At 64.0% G+C, this 19,799-nt stretch carries 19 protein-coding genes; 11 read left to right on the top strand and 8 right to left on the bottom strand.

Annotation, left to right across the window (positions count from 1 at the left end; genetic code table 11):
- Nucleotides 1–42: 42 nt before the first annotated feature.
- Nucleotides 43–462, bottom strand: coding sequence for a F0F1 ATP synthase subunit epsilon (locus tag R2669_RS00475; protein WP_316877350.1), 420 nt, complete (start codon nucleotides 460–462; stop codon nucleotides 43–45).
- Between the two features lie 239 nt (nucleotides 463–701).
- On the opposite strand from R2669_RS00475, the gene R2669_RS00470 reads away from it, so the two are divergent.
- Both R2669_RS00470 and R2669_RS00465 read left to right on the top strand, forming a co-directional pair.
- A complete protein-coding gene (locus tag R2669_RS00470) occupies nucleotides 702–1,637 on the top strand; it encodes a LysR substrate-binding domain-containing protein (protein ID WP_316891076.1) in 936 nt (311 codons plus the stop codon).
- Nucleotides 1,638–1,681: 44 nt separating this feature from the next.
- On the top strand, nucleotides 1,682–2,365 hold the full coding sequence (locus R2669_RS00465) for an HAD family hydrolase (RefSeq protein WP_316891075.1): 684 nt from the start codon (nucleotides 1,682–1,684) through the stop codon (nucleotides 2,363–2,365).
- A 64-nt stretch (nucleotides 2,366–2,429) separates the two neighbouring features.
- On the opposite strand, the gene R2669_RS00460 is transcribed toward R2669_RS00465, so the two are convergent.
- From R2669_RS00460 to R2669_RS00435, 6 genes are all read right to left on the bottom strand, one after another.
- Nucleotides 2,430–3,650 (bottom strand): TIGR03364 family FAD-dependent oxidoreductase, encoded by a 1,221-nt coding sequence (locus R2669_RS00460; protein ID WP_316891074.1) that lies wholly within the window; start codon nucleotides 3,648–3,650, stop codon nucleotides 2,430–2,432.
- Between the two features lie 3 nt (nucleotides 3,651–3,653).
- Nucleotides 3,654–4,679, bottom strand: a complete 1,026-nt coding sequence (locus R2669_RS00455) for a putative 2-aminoethylphosphonate ABC transporter substrate-binding protein (protein WP_316897921.1) — start codon at nucleotides 4,677–4,679, stop codon at nucleotides 3,654–3,656.
- A gap of 55 nt (nucleotides 4,680–4,734) precedes the next feature.
- Nucleotides 4,735–5,613, bottom strand: coding sequence for a phosphonoacetaldehyde hydrolase (phnX, locus tag R2669_RS00450; RefSeq protein WP_316897920.1), 879 nt, complete (start codon nucleotides 5,611–5,613; stop codon nucleotides 4,735–4,737).
- 58 nt (nucleotides 5,614–5,671) lie between these two features.
- The gene (locus tag R2669_RS00445; RefSeq protein WP_316897919.1) at nucleotides 5,672–7,435 is read right to left on the bottom strand and encodes a putative 2-aminoethylphosphonate ABC transporter permease subunit; all 1,764 of its coding nucleotides are present in this window, start codon (nucleotides 7,433–7,435) and stop codon (nucleotides 5,672–5,674) included.
- 7 nt (nucleotides 7,436–7,442) lie between these two features.
- Entirely contained in the window at nucleotides 7,443–8,585 is a 1,143-nt protein-coding gene (locus tag R2669_RS00440) for a putative 2-aminoethylphosphonate ABC transporter ATP-binding protein (protein WP_316897917.1), read from the bottom strand.
- Between the two features lie 78 nt (nucleotides 8,586–8,663).
- A complete protein-coding gene (locus tag R2669_RS00435; RefSeq protein ID WP_316897915.1) occupies nucleotides 8,664–9,530 on the bottom strand; it encodes a LysR family transcriptional regulator in 867 nt (288 codons plus the stop codon).
- A gap of 324 nt (nucleotides 9,531–9,854) precedes the next feature.
- Between R2669_RS00435 and R2669_RS00430 the strand changes: the two genes are divergently transcribed.
- Complete coding sequence (locus R2669_RS00430) at nucleotides 9,855–11,558, top strand: M30 family zinc metallopeptidase (protein ID WP_147218813.1); 1,704 nt, start codon at nucleotides 9,855–9,857, stop codon at nucleotides 11,556–11,558.
- Nucleotides 11,559–11,724: 166 nt separating this feature from the next.
- Here R2669_RS00430 and acnB read toward each other — a convergent pair whose 3' ends face one another.
- Entirely contained in the window at nucleotides 11,725–14,310 is a 2,586-nt protein-coding gene (gene acnB / locus R2669_RS00425; RefSeq protein WP_316897914.1) for a bifunctional aconitate hydratase 2/2-methylisocitrate dehydratase, read from the bottom strand.
- Nucleotides 14,311–14,770: 460 nt separating this feature from the next.
- Here acnB and R2669_RS00420 point away from each other — a divergent pair, with 460 nt between their 5' ends.
- The 8 genes from R2669_RS00420 (at nucleotide 14,771) to R2669_RS00385 (ending at nucleotide 19,777) form a co-directional block, all read left to right on the top strand.
- Nucleotides 14,771–15,130 carry a hypothetical protein gene (locus R2669_RS00420; protein ID WP_316891067.1) on the top strand — a complete coding sequence of 120 codons (360 nt, stop codon included), beginning with the start codon at nucleotides 14,771–14,773 and terminating at the stop codon, nucleotides 15,128–15,130.
- A gap of 575 nt (nucleotides 15,131–15,705) precedes the next feature.
- Entirely contained in the window at nucleotides 15,706–16,044 is a 339-nt protein-coding gene (locus R2669_RS00415) for a hypothetical protein (protein ID WP_316897912.1), read from the top strand.
- A gap of 10 nt (nucleotides 16,045–16,054) precedes the next feature.
- Nucleotides 16,055–16,348 carry a hypothetical protein gene (locus R2669_RS00410; RefSeq protein WP_316897910.1) on the top strand — a complete coding sequence of 98 codons (294 nt, stop codon included), beginning with the start codon at nucleotides 16,055–16,057 and terminating at the stop codon, nucleotides 16,346–16,348.
- Nucleotides 16,349–16,673: 325 nt separating this feature from the next.
- Nucleotides 16,674–17,609 carry an SOS response-associated peptidase family protein gene (locus R2669_RS00405; RefSeq protein WP_316897909.1) on the top strand — a complete coding sequence of 312 codons (936 nt, stop codon included), beginning with the start codon at nucleotides 16,674–16,676 and terminating at the stop codon, nucleotides 17,607–17,609.
- A gap of 77 nt (nucleotides 17,610–17,686) precedes the next feature.
- Nucleotides 17,687–18,313, top strand: coding sequence for a hypothetical protein (locus tag R2669_RS00400; protein WP_316897907.1), 627 nt, complete (start codon nucleotides 17,687–17,689; stop codon nucleotides 18,311–18,313).
- A gap of 72 nt (nucleotides 18,314–18,385) precedes the next feature.
- Entirely contained in the window at nucleotides 18,386–18,667 is a 282-nt protein-coding gene (locus R2669_RS00395; RefSeq protein ID WP_316897905.1) for a hypothetical protein, read from the top strand.
- Nucleotides 18,668–18,709: 42 nt separating this feature from the next.
- Nucleotides 18,710–19,174, top strand: a complete 465-nt coding sequence (locus R2669_RS00390; RefSeq protein ID WP_316897904.1) for an OmpA family protein — start codon at nucleotides 18,710–18,712, stop codon at nucleotides 19,172–19,174.
- Between the two features lie 63 nt (nucleotides 19,175–19,237).
- Nucleotides 19,238–19,777 carry a hypothetical protein gene (locus tag R2669_RS00385; RefSeq protein WP_316897903.1) on the top strand — a complete coding sequence of 180 codons (540 nt, stop codon included), beginning with the start codon at nucleotides 19,238–19,240 and terminating at the stop codon, nucleotides 19,775–19,777.
- Nucleotides 19,778–19,799: the final 22 nt, after the last annotated feature.

Raw genomic sequence — 19,799 nt, 5'->3', positions numbered from 1 at the left:
ATGGTGTGGGGGCCAGCATGGGTGATTTGTGACGCCGGAGGCTCAACGGCGGCGCTTGCGCAAACGCTCGATGGCGGCCAGTTGCGCGACCGCTTCGGCCAATTCCGCCTGCGCGCGTGCGTAGTCGAACTTGCTTTTGCTGTTCTGCATGAGTTCCTCAGCCGCCTGGCGGGCCTGCTGCGCCTTTGCCTCGTCCAGGTCATGTGCGCGCACAGCGGTGTCGGCCAGCACGATCACCTGCTCCGGTTGGACGTCGACAAAACCGCCCGCCACGAACAGGACCACTTCTTCGCCGTTCTCCTGCGTGACGCGGAGGCTTCCTGGGCGCATGCGCGTGAGCAGACGTTCGTGGCCGGGCAGGATGCCCAGTTCGCCCTCCGTGCCGGGGATGACCACGAACCTGGCGTTGCCTTCGTACAGCCGTTCTTCTGCCGTGACGACATCGACCTTCAGCACCGGCATGGTGTCTCCTCTGTTACGCGCACAGGTTCACACGGTAGCACGATGTGCGCCCGGCGCCCTCCTCGCGGCGCCGTTCCTTTTGCATTGGGCACCCATCACGTTGACATGCGCTTGGCAACTGCCCGCCGCCCACGTCGGCGGCCGTGGCAGACCGTAAGGTTTCACAGTATGTAGCGTCACAAACGCTGCCTAGACTGTGCGCCTGACGGTCAAAAAAGACATATCAGGGAAACACAACCATGCTGGGCGATCTATTGATGTCGTTCTTCGAGGTGGCGCGCCAGGGCAGCGTCACATCGGCTGCCAAACGCCTGCGCCTGTCGCAGCCGACTGTGACCGGACGCATCCGCCAACTCGAAGAGATGTACGGCGTGGAGCTGTTCCATCGCCGCGGCAGCCGGTTGGACCTGTCCGACCTGGGTGTGAGCCTCATGCCCATCGTCGAGCGCCTCGCACAGCAGGAAGGTGACGTCGATTTTCTCCTGCGCAATGCCGGCGATCTGCGCACCGGCAACCTGCGCGTGGGCGCCACGGGCCCTTACTACATCCTGCCGAGCGTGGCAGCGTTTCGAGCGCGGCATCCGACCATCGAAATCACCATCGAATTCGGCAACTCGCAGCAGATGCTGGAGGCGCTGTCGGAGGTGCGCATCGACCTGGCGGTGTCGTCTCACGCGGTGGATGACGAACGCCTGCATCGCATCACGCTGGCTGAGGACACGATGGTGCTGGTCGTGCCGTTGGACCACGCGCTCGGTCGGCGCCCGAGCATTACGCTGGGCGACATTACCGGCTGCCAGCTGCTGATGCGCGAGCCGGGTTCCGTCACCCGCCGCGTTACCGAAGACGCGTTCGCCGCAGCCGGCATCGAGCCCGCCAGCACGAGCATCATCGGCAGCCGCGAAGCCATTTACGAGGCGATCAGCCTGGGGCTGGGCTGCAGCATCGTGCCCGCCCGTGAAGCGCCGCGCCGGCCCGACGTGCGCGTGCTGCCGTTTGCCGACAACGCGCCGATCATCCACGAATACCTGTACTTCCTGAAGGAGCGCAAGGATGCACGGCTGGTGCGGGCGTTCCTTGACTGCCTGCAGCCCCAGCTTGCCCAGGCACCCAAGAAAAAGGCCGATGCGTTCATCGCCAAAGTTATGGCGATGGACACAGCCGCGACGCGCTAGGGCCGTAACCTCGCGGTTTTTCAACCGCCCCGCCCGCCTGCTGTATGCAATCGCTTGCCCTGTTCGACCTGGACCACACCCTGCTGCCCATTGACAGCGAATACGAATGGGGCCGCTTCCTGGTCGCCCAGGGCGCGGTGGATCGAAGCGTCTTCGAGCAAGCCAACGAACGGTGGATGCGCGAATACCGCGACGGCACGCTGGACTTTGCGCGACACGCGCGCTTCTCGCTCGGCCTGCTGGCCCAGCACCCGCGCACGCGGCTCGACGCCTGGCGCGCCACGTTCCTGCGCGACATCATCACGCCGGCCATGCTGCCGCGCGCGCGGCAACTGGTCGATACGCACCTGCGTGCGGGCGACCTGTGCTGCATCGTCACCGCCACGCACCGCTACCTGACCGAGCCGATCGCGGCGGCCTTTAACGTGCCGCACCTGCTGGCGGTGGAAGGCGAAACCCTCAACGGCCGGAGCGATGGCGCATTCACGGGCAACCCGCTCGGCACGGCCACGTTTGGCGCCGGCAAGATCGTGCGCGTGACGGAGTGGCTCGCACAGCGCGGCCAGCGCATGACGGACTTCTCGCGCACCGTGTTCTACAGCGATTCCCGCAACGACCTGCCGTTGCTCGAAGCGGTTTCACATCCGGTGGCTGTGAGCCCCGACAGCACCTTGCGCGCCGTGGCCGAAGCGCGCGGCTGGCCCATCGTCGAACTCTTTGCTGCCTGAAAACAAAGACGCCCGCGCGGCGTGAACCGTGCGGGCGTCTTGCCGCTAAACAACGCTCCGTCCGTCAGGCAGCCATTGTTGCGGGCGTGCTTGCCGGCGGCGTCCACTGCGGCAGCGCGGTGCCGTCGAGAAGCGCATCCATATGCCGATGCGCCAGCGCCGGTCCGACGCTCATGCCAATGCCGCTGTGCATCAGCGCGACGGTGGTGCGGTCGTCGACGCGGGTGATGGAGAATGCGCCGCTGCCCGCCACATGGCACTTGGCGCCGTACACGCCCTGCCAACGCTCGACCACGCGCAGCTTGCTGCCGAAGGTGTCACGTGCGAGATCCAGCATGATGTTGTCGACCGACTCGGCATTGAACGGGCGGGCGTCCTGGCCGTAGTCGTGCGAATCGCCAATGATCCAGTCGCCATACGGCGTCGGGCTCACCAGCAGGTGGATGCCGTGACGCGCCAGCTCGGGGCGCTGATGTTCGATCTGCATGGCCAGCGCGCGGGCAGTCGGCAAGTCCGCAAAAGCGCCGTAGTGCGTGCATGACAGGCCGGTCAGCACGGCGTGCTCCAGGCGGAAGCCGTCTTCGGGCGTGACGCGCAGCATCTGCAGGCGGCACACCTGCGGTTGCAGAACCCGAAGGTGGTCAGCGCACAGCGTCTGGTAATCGTGACCGCTGCAGACGACGACGCGCTGGGCGTTGCATACGCCGGCGGTGGTCTCCAGCCGGCCGCCTTCCACATGGCGCACGAGCGTACCGAAATGGAAACGCACGCCTTGCGTGGCTAGCCACGACGCCAACGCCGGAATCGCTTCGCGCGAATAGAGCTGCAAATCGTCGAAGCCCTGGAGCGCCGCGCGGTGGCGCAAGAAACGGCCATCGTAGAGATTTGCCAGGTCTGCGCTGCGCAACAGCTTGACGTTGTAGCCGAAGGCCGGTGCACGCGTTGCCATGAACTCATCCAGCACGGCTTCTTCTGCGGCATTGCGGGCAAACAGCAACGCACCGTTCGCGCGCGCAAAGATGCCGGCCTTCTCGGCCCAGTCGAGATAAAGGGCGCGGCTTTCGCGCGCAAGGTCCAGCATGATGCCGGGCGGCTGGCCTGTCACCAGCATCTGCCCAAAATTGCGGATGGACGCGCCGACGGCAATGTCGCTGCGCTCGAACACCGTCACGCGCAGGCCGCGTTTGACGGCGGCGGCTGCGTGCGCCAAGCCCAGAATGCCAGCCCCGACGATGGCAACGTCGGTGCTGGCATCCAGGCTCCCTTGAGATACAGGAGCTTGCATCGCTTACTTCTTCTCCGACTTGCCGTCGTAGCGCTTCGTCCACTCGGCGAGGATGCGGTCACGGTTGGCGCTGGCCCACGTGAAGTCATTCTTGATCAGGCGCTTTTCGTAGTCGGCTGGCAGCAGCGGATCCGGCTTGGAAAAACCCGGCGTGGCCACCACGGCAAAGTTCTTCTCGTACAGCGCCATGGCAGCCGGGCTTGCCGAGAAGTCAGCCAGCTTCTTGGCCGCTTCCAGGTTCTTCGTGCCCTTCATGATGCCGGTCGCTTCGACGTCCCAACCCAGGCCTTCGGACGGCAGCACGATATCGATCGGGGCGCCTTCCTTCTTCGACTTCACGGCGCGGTATTCGAACGCGATACCGATCGGGAATTCGCCCGACGCCGCCATCTTGCAGGGCTTCGAACCCGAGTGCGTGTACTGGCCGATGTTCTGGTGCAGCGCGTCCATGTAGGCCCAGCCCTTCTGCTCGCCCATCGTCTGCAGCCAGGCGCTCACGTCGAGGTAGCCGGTGCCCGACGACGCCGGATTCGGCATGACGATCTTGCCGGCATAGACGGGCTTGGTCAGGTCGGCCCACGACGTCGGCTTCGGCAGGTTCTGCTTCTGCGCTTCGACGGTGTTGAAGCAGATGGCGGCGCCCCAGGCGTCCATGCCGACCCACGCCGGCGGGTTGGCCTTGTCGCGGTACGTTGCACCGATCTTCGCCAGATCGGCCGGTGCATACGGCGTCAGCATGCCTTCCTTGTCCAGGATGGCCAGGCTCGATGCAGCCAGACCCCACACCACGTCGGCGCGCGGGTTGTTCTTCTCGGCCAGCAGCTTGGCGGTGACGACGCCGGTGGAGTCGCGCACCCATTTGATTTCGATGTCCGGATTAGCCTTCTCGAAAGCCTCCTGGTACGCCTTCACTTGGTCGGCTTCCAGCGCCGTGTACACGGTCAGCGTGGTCTTGGCGAACGCCGACGTGGCAAACGCCATCGTTGCCGACGTGATTGCAGCGGCCAGCAGGGAAAGACGTGCGGTCATGGTTTCCTCGGTATGGTGTGATGCAGCGGAAAAGACAACAGACAGAACAGCAAACTCAGATGCACTGCGGGCGCTCACCGCGCGCGAGGCGGCGGTTGATGTCGGCCACGACTTCAGGCAGATCGGCAATGGTGTCGATCTCGTAGTGCGGACGGCAGGCGGCAAAGCCGGCCGAGATGGCAACGCGATGACGCGCGCGCTCATCCGCAGACAGCGCGGCGTATTGCGCGTACGGCAGACCCAGCGCGTTGCCCGACATCAGCAGCGCAACGGTCCACATGCCGGCGCGGCGGCCCTCTTCGATGCCGGGTACGGTGTCGTCGACCTTCACGCAGGCGGCCACATCGCCAATCGCAAGATCGACCACGCAACGCAGGGCCTGCGCGGGCCACGGGCGGGCGCGGGGCACTTCGTCGCAAGCGACCACGCAGTCGGGCATGTAGCCGGCCTTGGCAGCCAGATCGACAACGCGGTCCATCACCACCCGCGGATAGCCCGAGCACGTGCCGATCTTCAAACCGGCTTCGCGCAGCGCGGCGACGGTGTCCAGCGCGCCAGGAATCAGTGCGGAATGCGCACCGACCTTTTCGATCTGCAGCGGCATGAAGCGGTTGTAGATGGCGGTGACATCGTCATCGGTCGGCATGCGGCCATGCGCCAGCGAGAAGCGCGCGGCAATCGCGCCGTCGTTGCACAGCGTGCGGATGTGGTCCCACTTGCCCAGGCCCATCGGGCCGCGCGCTTCGTCCAGCGTGATGGCCACGCCAAATTCCGCAAACGCTTCCACGAAGATCTGCGTGGGTGCAAACGAGCCAAAGTCGACCACGGTACCGGCCCAGTCGAGCACCGCGGCTTCCAGGCGCAATGGCGTGCTGCCCGGGTTGAGGCGGTCTGCGCCTGCTTGGCGTGCCGAGATCGGGGAGGAGTCACCCATGTTCATGCTTCCTTTCTGCTTCGTTGCTGTTACGGACTGCGAATGACGGACTACGAAATCAACGCGCCGCCGTGCGCCAGGCCTGCGTGCGGCGCACGATGCCGCGCATGGCCAGTTCCAGCAGCAGCGATACGACGATCGACGTGACGAGAATGAGGGTGGACATGGCCGCAGCGGGGCCGATGTCGCCGGCGTCGTCCATGTTGAGCACGGCCACGGACGCGAGCACGGTGTCCGGGCTATAGAGGAAGATCACCGCCGACACGGTCGTCATGGCCGACACGAACAGGTAGCGCGCGCACGACAGAACGGCGGGCAGGCACATTGGCAGCGTCACCCGCCAGTACGTGCGCAGCGCCGACACCTTGAGCGAGGCCGACACCGCCTCGAACACCGGATCGAGCTGCCCCAGCGACGCCACCGACGTCAGGTGCGCCGCCGTGGCGCAGTGCATGATCGTGCAGAGCACCATCAGGGCCATGCCGCCATACAGGCCGTTGAGCGGATTGGCCGGATGGTTGAAGAAGAACACGTAGCCCAGACCGAGCACGAGGCCGGGCACCGCCATCGGCAGCAGCACGGCAAAGCGGATGGCCGAATGCAGCCACGATTGCAGCCACCCTGCGGCGCGCGTCTTTTCGACCAGCCATGCGCCGGTGAAGATCAGTGCGGTCCCGAACACAGTGGTGAGCGCGGCCAGCTTCAGGCTGTTGCGATATGCGAGCCAGCCGCCGCCGTCCATGTTGTCGAAGTCGTAGTTGCGCAGCGACAGCTCGAGGTTGTACGGCCAGAGTTTCACCAGCGACGCGCCAACGGCGGTGGCCAGCATCAGCAGAATCCCACCGACCACCAACGCGCTCAGCAACAGGAAGAGCCCGTCACGCAGGCGATCCGGCTGCGGGTGATAGGGTTGGGCGCGGCTGGCCAGCGCGGCGTGCTGGCGACGCTGCACGAGGCGCTCGACCGCAAAGGTCAGCAGCGCAGGCAGCAGCAGCATCAAGCCGATGACGGCGCCGCGCGCAAACTGCTGCTGCCCCACCACCGCCTTGTAGGCCTCCACGGCCAGCACCTGGTAGCTGCCGCCTACCACGGTCGGCACGCCAAAGTCGGTCGCGACCAGCGTGAAGACCAGCGCAAAGGCGCCGAACAGTCCGTAGCGCGCGCCGGGCAGCGTGACCGTGCGGAACGTGCGCCACGGGCTTGCGCCCATGGCACGTGCGGCGTCGTACAAGCGGCCGTCTGCCAGCGTGAGCGTCGCCAGCAGCAGCATCAGTGCATACGGGAAGGTGTAGAACACCTCGCCCAGCACGATGCCCCAGAAGCCGTAGATGTTGCCGCCGTTCATCCACGCCTTGAACAGGCCTTGGTTGCCGAACAGGTAGACCAGCGCAATGCCCGGCAGCAGCGACGGCGCAAACAGCGGCAGCATGGCCAGCGTGCGCATCGTGCCGCGCAACGGCATGCGCGTGCGTTGCACCGCATAGGCAAGGGCAAACGCCAGCGGCACCACAATCGCGGCCACGGCGCTCGATACGGCCAGCGTACGCCCCACCATGGCCAGGAAATTCGGCCCCTGCACCACGTGCGCGACCAGCGCGAAGCCATGCTCGTCTGTGCTCCGGGCACTGGCAACGAGGCCCGTGGCCTGCAAGAGCATCATCGCCGTGGGCAGCAGCAGACCGAGGGTCAGCAACAGCAACCAGCCGAGCTTCATGCCGGTCAGCACCGGCGCATCGGTACGCCAGAATGGCCGGCTCGCAGCGCGAACCGGTTCGGATTGCGTGGCCGCAAGCACGTTGGCCTCGGGCGGCAGCGTTGACATGGCGGCCTCAGGCATACACGCGCAGCCCGTCGCGCTCCAGCGCGATCCACAGCTTGCTGTCGCCCAGGCCGTTGCGGCCGGCTTGCAGCGCGCTCGATGCCACTTCGGCCACCAGCGGTGCATCGGCCAGGCCGTCGATCGACAGCGTCACGCGCGTGCGGCTGCCGAGGTAGATCTGATCGACCACGCGGGCCAGATGGCGGTTGGGGGCATCGTCGTCGGGATGCAGCGTGACGGCCTCGGGGCGGCAGAACAGGCGGCCTGGCGTCGAGGCACTGTCTGCGAAAGCGGGATCGAGCAGCAGCGGTTGGCCGGCCAGCGTGGGCGTGCCGTCTTCGGCGCGCTCCAGCGGCAGCCAGTTGGCCTGGCCGACAAACCCGGCGACAAATCCGGTCGCGGGCCGCGAATAGATCTCCGCCGGCGAACCGGTCTGCTCGATGCGGCCGTTGGACATGACGGCGATACGGTCGGCCATCGCCATGGCCTCGTCCTGGTCGTGCGTGACCATCAGCGTGGTGACGTTCAGCTTGCGCTGCAGGCGGCGCAGCTCGATACGCAGGTGTTCGCGCACCTGCGCGTCCAGCGCCGACATCGGCTCGTCCAGCAGCAACAGCGACGGCGCGGGCGCCAGCGCGCGGGCCAGTGCCACGCGCTGCTGCTGGCCGCCCGACAGCTGCGACGGGTATTTCGCCTCGCTGCCGGCCAGCCCGACCAGCGCGAGCATCTCCGAGACACGCGTCTGCATGCGGGCACGGTTGCCGTTGCTGGTGTCCAGCCCGTAGCCGACGTTCTGCGCAACCGTCAGGTTGGGGAACAGCGCGTACGACTGGAAGACGATGCCGTAGTCACGCTCGCGCGGCGGCAGGTGGGAAATATCGCGGCCACCGGCGACGATCTGGCCGCCGTCGTGCGCCTCCAGCCCGGCAATGATGCGCAGCAAGGTCGTCTTGCCGCAGCCCGACGGGCCCAGCAGGCAGACGAATTCGCCCTGCGCGACATCCAGCGATACACCATCGAGCGCCGTGAACGCGCCAAAGCGGCGCGAGACGTGTCGCACGGACAGGAACGGCGCGGCGGAACCCGAGGCGGGGTTGGTAACAGGCTGAGGTAGAGGCACGGGGGCGCAGACAGTGGCAAAAACGGTCGCCACTGTAGCCAGCCGACATGTACCCCTTGTGGCAGTTACCCCAAAAACGCCAATGCGCGCATTTCCGGATTTTGGTTCGGTCTATGACGCGACGGGTCGGACTTCGTTGAGGAAGGCGGCAATCAAGCGCGCATCGCGCCGATCCTGCAGGCAGTACAGGTATTCGCTCAGCTCCGGCGCGCCGCCTTCGAACGGCAGCACGCGCAGATCGGCATGGCTCGGTACTTCCTGGCGGGCGATGACGCTCACGCCCAGGTTGCGCGTGATGGCCTCGCGGATGGATTCCCGGCTGCCGATCTCCACCGTGGAAGCCGGCGTGACGCCTGCCTGGGCCATCATCGTTTCGGTCATGGCGCGGGTGGTCGACCCGACTTCGCGCACCAGCAGCCGGCATTGCGACAGCACGCTCACAGGCACGCTCGTCCGCTCGGCCAGCACGTGGCTGCGATGCACCACCAGCACCAGCGGATCGCGCGCCAGTTCAATGCGCAGAAAGCGCCCATCATCCACGCGCTGCGACGACGACGCCACGTCCACCCGGTACTCCTGCAGCGCTTCGAGCATCTGCACCGAGTTGCCGGCTTCGATGCTGACGTCGATGCCGGGATGGCTCTTGCAGAAGCGGTCCACGATGTCGAGCACGTAATACGGCGCCGTTGCGCCGATGCGCAGATGGCCAGAGCCCATGTCGCCGGAGTTGCGCAGGAAGAAGTCGATCTCGGTTTCCTGGCGCACGAGCTGGTCCACCAGCGGCATGAGCCGCACGCCCGCGTCCGACAGTGCCAGCCGGCGACCGCCGCGGTAGAACAGCTCCACGCCGTAGGCCTCTTCCAGGGCGCGGATCTGCGAAGTCACGGTCGGCTGCGACAGGCCGAGCTGCTTGGCGGCCAGCGTGATGCTGCCCAGGCGGGCAACCATGAAGAACGATTTGAGCTGCGCGACGAGCATCGGCGGGTGACGTATTGAGCGCGTTTGCGGCGCTGTGGACGAGCGGGCGGCTCATTCTAGCGGACCGCTCTGTCGCCAAAGCGGCGCCAAGCGCCCTCCTCCGTTTTCTGCATCTACATCCCACGGTTACGACTTTTTCAACCTTTTCGACAACGCAAACTTTGCGCACCCCCACATCGGGGGGAATTGGCGCCTGGGAGGGGGTTATTTCCACGGATCGAATCCGCCACTTCGCCTTGAGAATCCGTCCGCATGTTGCGCTTGAGGCGGTCACGAGCCGCCCTCGCGCAGGCATTCGGTATTTGCGGATTTGGAGAGAAGTGGATGGAACGCAGCAGCAACAACGTACGCGGCACAAAGCAATGGACCATCGCAATGCTGGTGGCAGCAGCGGGCGCCCTGGCCGCATGTGGCGGAGGTGGTGGTGGCGGCAGTTCGGGCGCCACCCCAGCGGCTACGCAAGGCTCGTCCGCCAATATCACCGTGGCGGCCGCGTGCAGCGGGTCGAACTGCGGCGCGCTGGGCAATACCTACGCCGGCTCGGGCGTGGGCGTGTGGCAAGCCACCAATACGGGCAGCGCGGCCGGCACGGTTCCGGTGTCGATCGCGGGGCTGACGGGCCAGAGCGTGACGCTCGTCTACACCAACCAGAGCGCGACGGCACAGCCGATGCCGTCCGTCTCGCTCACGGGCCTGGGGCTGCTGAATGCCACCGGCACGCCGGTCCCCAAGGCTGCCGCGGACGTGGCCGGCAATGACGCCAATGCCGCATTCGACCGTCAGCTTTCCGATTTCAACATGCATGCGCTGGACGGCTACGCCACCGGTGGCGGCCCGCTCAAGACGCAAGGTGCTTCCAGCGATACGGTGCTGCGTCCGCAATCGGTCGCCAGCGTCGGCACGCAGCGGACGTGGAACCACCAGCAGCCGGACGGCACCGCCACCGTGCGCACGGCCACACTGCGGCAGCAGGCCACGGCTCCCGATGGCCGCATCGTCAACCTGTGGGTGGAAAACACCGAATACGGCACGAGCAGGATCAGCGACGGCATCATCAACACGCTCATCAGCAAATTTGCTTCGGGCACGCAGTCGGTCTATACGCTGGCCACTTCGCTGGTCGGCCAGCCGTGGGGCAGCTACTCCAGCTCGGCGAGCCTGATCGATCCGAACCAGGCACTCGACATCGTGGTGCTCAATATTCAGCCGGACAGCCAGCCCTATGGCCGCGTCGGCTACTTCTGGGCACGCAACAACTTCACGACCAGCTCGCAGCCGCTGTCGAACCAGTCGCTGTCGCTCTATGTGGATTCGGAAACCATCTACCTGGGCGGCACGGACGGGCTGAACACCGTCATCTCGACGCTCGGCCATGAGTTCACGCACATGGCCAACTTCTATCAGCGCGGCGTGTTGCACGGCGCGCAGTACATGTACGGCACGTGGCTGGAAGAAATGACGGCGATGACGATGGAAGACGTGCTCTCCAGCCAGATTGATCCGACCTTCAACAACGTGCGCGACAGCCGCTTCCCGGCCTGGCTGCAAAGCGCGTACGACTGCTCGCTGACAGCGTTCGATCCGTCGCTGTCATCGTCGTGCCCCGGGTATCCGATTTCGGGCAGCCTGGGCGGCTTCCTGCTGCGCCAATACGGCATTGCGTACTACACGAACCTGCTGCAGAACTTCTCGTCAACGGATTCGATTGCGGTGCTGAACAGCGCCATCCAGGCTGGCGGTGGCGCAGGCCTGGGCGATGCAACGGGCCGCTGGGGCACGGCGGTCGCGCTGCTTCCAGTGCCGGGCAGCCCGTCGGGCTTCGCGTATCCGGCTCGTTCGGACAGCGGCTTCTCGATCCCGGCGCTGAATGGCCCGAGCTACAGCAGCCAGCGCACGATGCCGACGTCCGTGCCGGCCACGCTGCAAGGCTTCGGCCAGTTCCCGGTGGCGCGCGGCACGAAGGCCGGCACGTACAGCGAGACGATCACGGTGCCGGCGTACTCGACGGTGTCGATCATCATCCACTGACAGCGCGCGCGGCTCGGGAGCCTGCTCCCTTTCGGGTTCCGCCCAGCGGCGGAATCCAGCGAAGCATCAAAAAGAAAAAGGCGCCGTGGGTTGAATGCCCACGGCGCCTTTTTCACATCACACATCAGCGCGTCGGGAACAACCCGACGCGGCTGCGACAACGCATTTACATCTGCACGGTGTCGGCGACTTCCTTGAAGTCTTCGATCTGGTCGAAGTTCATGTACTGGTAGATCTTGTCGCCGTTCGCGGTGAGCACGCCCATGTCGGCCATGTACTCTTCCTTGGTCGGGATCTTGCCCAGACGCGAGCAGATCGCCGCCAGTTCCGCCGAGCCCAGATACACATTCGTGTTCTTGCCCAGACGGTTCGGGAAGTTACGCGTGGACGTCGACATGACCGTCGCGCCTTCGCGCACCTGTGCCTGGTTGCCCATGCACAGCGAGCAGCCCGGCATTTCGGTACGCGCGCCGGCCGTGCCGAACACGCCGTAGTGGCCTTCTTCGGTCAGTTGCTTCTGGTCCATCTTGGTCGGCGGCGCGACCCACAGCTTGACCGGGATGTCGCGCTTGCCTTCGAGCAGCTTCGACGCGGCACGGAAGTGACCGATGTTGGTCATGCACGAGCCGATGAACACTTCGTCAATGGTCGCGCCGGCCACGTCGGACAGCGTCTTCACGTCGTCCGGGTCGTTCGGGCAGGCGACGATCGGCTCGTGGATGTCGGCCAGGTCGATCTCGATGACGGCAGCGTATTCGGCATCGGCATCCGGTTGCAGCAGTTTCGGATCCGCCAGCCATGCTTCCATCGCCTTGATGCGGCGCTGCAGGCTGCGGGCGTCCTGGTAGCCCTGCGCGATCATCCACTTGAGCAGCGTGATGTTGCTGTTCAGGTATTCGATGATCGGTTCCTTGTTCAGGTGCACCGTGCAACCGGCGGCCGAACGCTCGGCAGATGCATCCGACAACTCGAACGCTTGCTCGACCTTCAGGTCGGGGAGGCCTTCGATTTCGAGGATGCGGCCCGAGAAGATGTTCTTCTTGCCCTGCTTGGCAACCGTCAGCATGCCTTGCTTGATCGCGTACAGCGGAATTGCGTTGACGAGGTCACGCAGCGTGACGCCCGGCTGCATCTTGCCCTTGAAGCGGACCAGCACCGATTCCGGCATGTCCAGCGGCATCGTGCCGGTGGCGGCCGCGAAGGCGACCAGGCCCGAGCCTGCGGGGAAGCTGATGCCGATCGGGAAGCGCGTGTGCGAATCGCCGCCGGTGCCGACGGTGTCGGGCAGCAGCATGCGGTTCAGCCACGAGTGGATCACGCCGTCGCCCGGGCGCAGCGCGATGCCGCCACGGGTGCTGATGAAGTTCGGCAGCGTCTGGTGCGTCTTCACGTCCACCGGCTTCGGATACGCGGCGGTGTGGCAGAACGACTGCATCACGAGGTCGGCCGAGAAGCCGAGGCACGCCAGGTCCTTCAGTTCGTCGCGGGTCATCGGGCCCGTGGTGTCCTGCGAGCCGACGGAGGTCATCTTCGGTTCGCAGTACGTGCCCGGACGGATGCCCTGGCCTTCCGGCAGGCCGCACGCGCGACCGACCATCTTCTGCGCCAGCGAGAAGCCCTTGCCGCTGTCGGCCGGCTGATGCGGCAGGCGGAACAGCGTCGACGGTGCGAGGCCCAGCGCTTCACGCGCCTTGGCGGTCAGGCCGCGGCCGATGATCAGCGGAATGCGGCCGCCGGCGCGCACTTCGTCGAACAGCACGTCGGACTTCACCTGGAATTCGGCGATGACCTTGCCGTCCTTCAGTGCCTTGCCTTCGTACGGGCGCAGTTCGACCACGTCGCCCATTTCCATCTGCGACACGTCGAGTTCGATCGGCAGCGCGCCGGCATCTTCCATCGTGTTGTAGAAGATCGGGGCGATCTTGCCGCCGAGGCACACGCCGCCGAAGCGCTTGTTCGGAACGAACGGGATGTCCTCACCCGTGAACCACAGCACCGAGTTGGTGGCCGACTTGCGCGAGGAGCCGGTGCCGACCACGTCGCCCACGTAGGCGACCAGGTGGCCCTTTTCCTTCAGCGATTCAATGAACTTGACCGGACCGCGCTTGCCGTCTTCTTCCGGCGTGATGCCGGGGCGCGCGTTCTTCAGCATCGCCAGCGCGTGCATCGGGATGTCCGGGCGGGTGGTGGCGTCCGGTGCCGGCGACAGGTCGTCGGTGTTGGTTTCGCCCGTGACCTTGAACACGGTGATGGTCAGGCTTTCCGGCACTTCCGGACGGCTCGTGAACCATTCGGCGTCGGCCCAGCTTTGCAGCACGGCGCGCGCGTTCGCGTTGCCCTTGTCGGCGAGTTCCTTCACGTCATGGAACTGGTCGAACATCAGCAGCGTCTTCTTCAGCGCTTCTGCGGCCGTGGCGCCGACTTCGGCGTCGGACAGCAGTTCGATCAGCGGCTGGATGTTGTAGCCGCCCAGCATCGTGCCGAGCAGCTCGGTGGCCTGGGCACGCGAAATCAGCGCGCAGGCGGTCTCGCCCTTGGCCACGGCGGCCAGGAAGCCGGCCTTGACGCGAGCGGCTTCGTCCACGCCTGCGGGCACGCGATGCGTGATCAGGTCGACCAGCGTCTGTTCTTCGCCAGCGGGCGGATTGGTCAGCAGTTCGACCAGTTCGGCGGTCTGTTGAGCCGTCAGCGGCAACGGGGGAATACCGAGCGCGGCGCGAGCGGCCACGTGAGCGCGATAGTTTTCAAGCATGGAAGACCTGCTGAGATGACGTTACAGGGGAATCTTTTCGGGCATCCCGAGCTGTCCGGGGCGCCGCTTGGGCGCGATTCTAATCGCAATAACCCCTCACGGTCAAATGTCTTATATCTTATATAAGAGTCAAGCTTGCGAACCGACCCTGCCCCGCGTTCAACGCCGATCGGCGATTTTGATTTTTCCCATGTAGATCAAACAATTAGCTCGGCTTTTTCGAGCGGTGGCAACACGACCAATGACTTGGCCAGACGATGCGCGGTGTCGCTTTCGACTGCGCACCTCCTCAAGTTCCAGGAGAACCTGCCGAAGGAGGTTCTGATGTATAGCGGCAAGCGCATGACCGCCTTGCCAAAGTCCAACGAAAAAGAATGCTATGCGAGTCGATCCGTCCGTCGCCATCAACGCCGCGCTCCCGTCGCTGAGCCGGCCACCCAACGCTTCAGCCGAGAGCGCAATGACGCCCCCATCCGCGTCGAAAGGCGATGGAGTTCGCCCCACCGCAGATGGAGCCCCCTCTTCAACTGGCCTGAAAACATCATCGAACGACGGCGCGGAATCCGGCGACAGCCCCGTGGTCAAGCAGTTGAAGGCGCAGATCAAGGCGCTGCGGCAACGGCTTTCGGCGTTGCAGCGCCAGATCGAGGCCGAATCAAAACAAGCCAGTGTCGACAAGGAGGCGGCTGCCAAACTGCAGGCGCTGTCGACGGAAGCGAGCGCGGTATCGGCAGCACTTGAAACTGCGCAGGGCCAACTCGCACAGGCGCAGCAGGCTGGAGGGAAAAGCTCGGGAAGCCTGTTTTCAGCCACGGCGTGATCCGGGGCGACGCGGCCTTGGCCACTGGCACACCGGTTGATGGAGCATAATTTCGGACGAATTCCAAACGGCTTCCGAATACCGCCCTGCAATGCCATATGTAGTGACCGAATCCTGCATCCAATGCGGGCGCTAGCGAGTCGCTTTTTTCCAATTGAAATCAACGCGTTAGATCGAATTTTCGGCACAGAAACCCAATGAAATTGCCGGGAATTCGGGGCAATAGAATCAATGACTTAGCGGGGGGTTTTGAACGCGTTCTAACGCTCAATTTGCGCTGGTCCCGATAGCGCTGAACCTCCTCCACCCGACTTCATCGGAGCCCAATGGCACTCCGGTGGAGCGATCGAGAAGTTGGTTAATGCGTATTACGGTCTTGCCACTTGGGAGCCATATCCTGGCCGGCCGGGGCAACTGAAGTCGTTGTTGCTTTCGGGCGAGACGGTGAAGCACTAGCGACACGGCCCCGAAAGCCCGCCAGCCGAGCAAGGTGCGCCCCGCTCCACGTCTGCATTGTCTACGTTGACGCGTAGCATCCGGCCTACGATACTGTATAAACATACAGTACTCGTACCATGCCCTACCCCCTCCGCATCGAATACCCCGCGCTCAGCACCGAGCAACTGACGGCCATCGGCGACCGCTATGGCCACGACCCTGTCGTGCGGCGGCTGGTGATGGAAGTGCAGGCGCTGCGCAACCTCGTCTTCCGCGTGCACCAGGTCGCTCAGGCGGCCGGCCCGGGCGGCCGGACAGACGCGTTCGGCATCGCCGTCGAGGCATTGCACAAGGAGCTTGCGGCGGAGACATGGTTCCACGAGGAAATTGCGCGCCTTGAGGCATACCGCGCGTCCCGCCCGGCCGAGCCCTCGCCGCATGAGCGCCGGGCGATGCGCAACGCTCGCAAATGGTGACGGTGCACCCATGGCGAAATACATCCGCGAGCGCTTTCCCGCGCTCACCCTTGCCGAGCTTCACAAGCTGGCCGAAGAGCACCGCGATAACGAAACCGTGATGCGGCTCCTGTGGGAGATCCGCGCGCTCCACAACGTCGGCTACCACGCCTGGCGCTTGGAAACCGAGCAGTATTTCGTCTACCCGGACAACCCGCTCGGCGCCGCGCTTTTGGCCCTGCGGGCTGTGCTGCAACAAGAGGACTGGCTGTCCGAGATGATCGTCAAGATCAGAGCGGAGCGACCGCCAGCCGACCGGAGGTAACTGCCTGAAATACAGGGCCGGAAGCTCCCTCTTATTGGTGGTTTAATTCCTACTCCCATCGCCGATAATCAAAGCACGCAGGATGCTCTATGGCCCGTACCTGGTGCCTCCTGCGTTTTATGACGGCTCATCTGAGGGGGAGCGTCACGCCCGCGTGTGCAGGGCGCTTTTTTTGGTTCGCAGCAAACGTTTTACGCGGGCTGGCGAATCGATACGGCCTTCGCAGTGCCTTCCCATACCGGCTCGGGCCGATGAGGGTATACCGCCGCGCTAACGCAGCGGCGCGCACCGTATCATCAGACACCCCTACTGCAAGGGTGCCTCCATGTGCTACTCCGCCCAAATCGAAGCCGACTATCGACGGTTCGTACACGAGTACGGCGCCATCATGTCGCTCGACGACTTCACGCGGATGGTGATGGAGTACTTCGCCAACCCGAAGATGCGCGTGCCCAGGGCGATGACCGCGCACTTCCTCGAATCGCCCGAGACAGACGAAGAAAAGAAGATCGCCGAGGTCATCCGCGCGCGCATGGCCGCAGACGAGATCGCGCTGCTGCAGGAGCTGGCCAAGCAGACCGAACGGCTGGAGAAAGCGCAGCAATCCCTCGCCGCCAAGGCCACCAAGAAGGCCGCTGAAGACGTGCGCATCGCCACCAACAAGATCGCGGCAGCCAAGGGCAAGCTCGAAGAACTTAAAAGCACCGAGCTCAAGCCGCGCGACTCGCGCATCTACCCCGGCTGGTACGCGCCCGTGATGGTGATGGAAAACGGCCGGCGCGTCGTCAAACCGATGCGCTATCAATGCCGCCCCGCCGGCAAGCCGGCCTTCTACGACGAACAGTACCCCGGCACCTACAACGCCCGCCGCGACAACCTGCGCGGTTTCTGGAAAGGCCAGTACGGCCACACGCACGGCCTCGTCCTGGTCGACGCGTTCTATGAGAACGTGACCGGGCCAGACGGCAAAAACGTCATCCTCGAATTCCGCCCCGACCCTCCGCAGACGCTGCTCGTCGCCTGCGTGTGGTCACACTGGCGCGCGACCAAGCCTGGCGAGAAGGATCTGCTCTCGTTCGCCATCATCACCGACGATCCGCCGCCGGAGATTGCCCAGGCCGGGCACGACCGGTGCCCGGTGCCGATCAAGCCGGAGAACATTGATGCGTGGTTGAATCCTGAACCGCGCAACCTCGATGCGTCAGACGCGATTCTTGAGGACAAGCTGCAGCCGTATTACGCGCATCGCGTAGCATCGTAAACAAGACTATTAGCGGGCGCCCGAGTACAGTTTGATTCTCGCGTCGCTGGACAAAAAAAAACCATTTGGGGGATCATTTGCTGAAGATGTTTGCGCGCGCAACCATTGCTTGCGTTGTATTTCTGGCCGCACCGGTCTCTGCAGAACAATACGACTTCGGTGGCGTATCAATCGAAGTGCCTAGTCCACCCGGCTACACCGCTGTTCCGAACAGAACGGCAATGGAGGAAATGAGCCAGTTGGTAAAAGGTACTGTCACGTATCTGGAGTACTTCGAGCCAAAGCATCACGGGCAACACCTGCAAAGCTGGATGTTGCTGCAAACGCTAACTCGCGTTCGCTACCTCACAGCCAGCAAGCAGGACTTTGCGCAGTTCAAGGCAAAAACTCGAGCGATGGACTTTCAGAAGGCCGTCGAACAGCGCTTTCCTGGAATGCTGCAGTCAGTAGGCATTTCCGCCGCGAAGATCATGGGCGTCAATGAGGACACGGATGAGTGGTTCATGTATTCGACCGCCATTGGATCGCCCACAGGGCAGGGGAAAAACGACGAACCTGCTGTAATGGTTGCGAGTTACCTCTTGATCAAAGGTAAGCTCGTCACGTTGACTACATACCGGATGTTCAAAGGAGCCGATGACGTGACTAAGGCACAGCAGGAGGCCCGACTCTGGGCACTTGCCGTGCTGAATGCCAATCGCTAGCGAGGAGGCATCGTGACACTGCCCGGCGGCAGGAAATACACCTGACACGCTCCCGGTCGATGAGAGACAACTATGACACACCCAACCCTGGAAAACCTGCTGCGATCGGTCCTTTCAATAGACGTTGGTCTTTCCAAAAGCGCTGAAGCAGTTGCCCTTGCGCGTTTCCTCCGCGAGCCAGAAGTATGCGATCGGCTCAAAAGTGAACTGCTCTCTTTTGAGGCAAGTGGTGAGTCTTGGATCAAGCTGTTGGACAACGAGCGATATTGTGTTTGCCCCACTGACTCCGAAGCAGAGGCCAAAGATTTTGTGATGGACAAGTTTGGTCGGCACTTGCTTGGAGCGACCACCTGAAGTCGCCTCCGCATTGCGGCCTCTCGTCCAGACACAACGACAATGAGAATACCCATCGCGTCGCTGGTACTGATTGCGACCCTGTGCATGCCGGCAGCGTCATTCGCATACGAAAAGCCCACCAACGGGGTCGATCTATCTTTCGCGCCCGGCTCTGCACAACTGGCGATGGCCGAGCGGATCCAGCTTGTCCGCCTGCTTGAGATGATCAAAGAGAAGTGGTGCGCGCTCGAGGGCGTAGGCGTGTCAGCCCACGTCGAAGAATCGGAAGCGGCCGGGGCCTCGGCACGAGCGGCGCTGGCCAAGAGGCGTGCCGACGAGGTTGTCAGCGAGCTGAAGGCACTCGGGGTGCCGCCGGAGATCATCTACTCCGAATCCGACAAGTACGTCTCAAGACCGCTGCCTTGGACAGGCATCGTGGAAGTTGAAGCCGTGGGAGGCAGCTACCAAATGCCCTGTCCCGGCCCGCAAAACGAGCATGGGTTCCACGTGCGCGCTCGGCGCTGAAGCGCCCCGTGGCAACCTATCCTTCCGCCTTTCAGCAATATCCGGTCCGTCTGAACACACGAAATGCTCGCAAGACGCAAAGCAATCCTCGGCTTGGCCCTGTTGTTCCTTCTCGTGCTGTCGATCTACCCGGCGTTCATCTTTGCGCGCGATTGCTACGCTCCGTCTCTCTTTCCGAGGTTCTATATCGCCTTGGCCGGAGGGGTGATTGTCGCAACGCTGTTCGCCGTACTCGATTTCCCAACGACGGACACCTCGTCAAAGCGCAAGATCGGGCCAGTAGAGCAATTTGTTTGCTTTGCCCTGTGCGGGGCCTTTACGACGTGGACCTGGGCGACTGCGATTCCCCGCTTCACTGCAGATCGCGTGATAACCGCCCAAGCTGCATTTGAGAAAGTCCGGGGCGCAAAAAGCTGCCACACCGCCGTCCAGTTTGTCGACCCTGGGGGCGCCGGCACGATCAAGACGTGCGCGTCCTTGTGGAGCCTACCTTCTCTGCCGGATCGCGGCACGATCAGCGTTACCGAAAAGGTCAGCGCGCTTGGTGTCTACCTCGTCAGGATCGAACTCATCGCTCCGCAGGTCCCAACAGAACGCCAATAGGCATGCCTCTGGAAACCGTCCG

The organism is Ralstonia edaphi (assembly GCF_958350185.1).
In the GTDB taxonomy this organism is placed as follows: Bacteria; Pseudomonadota; Gammaproteobacteria; order Burkholderiales; family Burkholderiaceae; genus Ralstonia; species Ralstonia edaphi.
This window is presented reverse-complemented; position numbering and strand designations above follow the sequence as displayed.

Excerpts from the sequence above, each read along its gene's own strand:
- R2669_RS00475 (WP_316877350.1), bottom strand. The coding sequence starts at position 462 with ATGCCGGTGCTGAAGGTCGATGTCGTCACGGCAGAAGAACGGCTGTAC.
- R2669_RS00470 (WP_316891076.1), top strand. The coding sequence starts at position 702 with ATGCTGGGCGATCTATTGATGTCGTTCTTCGAGGTGGCGCGCCAGGGC.
- R2669_RS00465 (WP_316891075.1), top strand. The coding sequence starts at position 1,682 with ATGCAATCGCTTGCCCTGTTCGACCTGGACCACACCCTGCTGCCCATT.
- R2669_RS00460 (WP_316891074.1), bottom strand. The coding sequence starts at position 3,650 with ATGCAAGCTCCTGTATCTCAAGGGAGCCTGGATGCCAGCACCGACGTT.
- R2669_RS00455 (WP_316897921.1), bottom strand. The coding sequence starts at position 4,679 with ATGACCGCACGTCTTTCCCTGCTGGCCGCTGCAATCACGTCGGCAACG.
- phnX (WP_316897920.1), bottom strand. The coding sequence starts at position 5,613 with ATGGGTGACTCCTCCCCGATCTCGGCACGCCAAGCAGGCGCAGACCGC.
- R2669_RS00445 (WP_316897919.1), bottom strand. The coding sequence starts at position 7,435 with ATGTCAACGCTGCCGCCCGAGGCCAACGTGCTTGCGGCCACGCAATCC.
- R2669_RS00435 (WP_316897915.1), bottom strand. The coding sequence starts at position 9,530 with ATGCTCGTCGCGCAGCTCAAATCGTTCTTCATGGTTGCCCGCCTGGGC.
- R2669_RS00430 (WP_147218813.1), top strand. The coding sequence starts at position 9,855 with ATGGAACGCAGCAGCAACAACGTACGCGGCACAAAGCAATGGACCATC.
- acnB (WP_316897914.1), bottom strand. The coding sequence starts at position 14,310 with ATGCTTGAAAACTATCGCGCTCACGTGGCCGCTCGCGCCGCGCTCGGT.
- R2669_RS00420 (WP_316891067.1), top strand. The coding sequence starts at position 14,771 with ATGACGCCCCCATCCGCGTCGAAAGGCGATGGAGTTCGCCCCACCGCA.
- R2669_RS00415 (WP_316897912.1), top strand. The coding sequence starts at position 15,706 with ATGCCCTACCCCCTCCGCATCGAATACCCCGCGCTCAGCACCGAGCAA.
- R2669_RS00410 (WP_316897910.1), top strand. The coding sequence starts at position 16,055 with ATGGCGAAATACATCCGCGAGCGCTTTCCCGCGCTCACCCTTGCCGAG.
- R2669_RS00405 (WP_316897909.1), top strand. The coding sequence starts at position 16,674 with ATGTGCTACTCCGCCCAAATCGAAGCCGACTATCGACGGTTCGTACAC.
- R2669_RS00395 (WP_316897905.1), top strand. The coding sequence starts at position 18,386 with ATGACACACCCAACCCTGGAAAACCTGCTGCGATCGGTCCTTTCAATA.
- R2669_RS00390 (WP_316897904.1), top strand. The coding sequence starts at position 18,710 with ATGAGAATACCCATCGCGTCGCTGGTACTGATTGCGACCCTGTGCATG.
- R2669_RS00385 (WP_316897903.1), top strand. The coding sequence starts at position 19,238 with ATGCTCGCAAGACGCAAAGCAATCCTCGGCTTGGCCCTGTTGTTCCTT.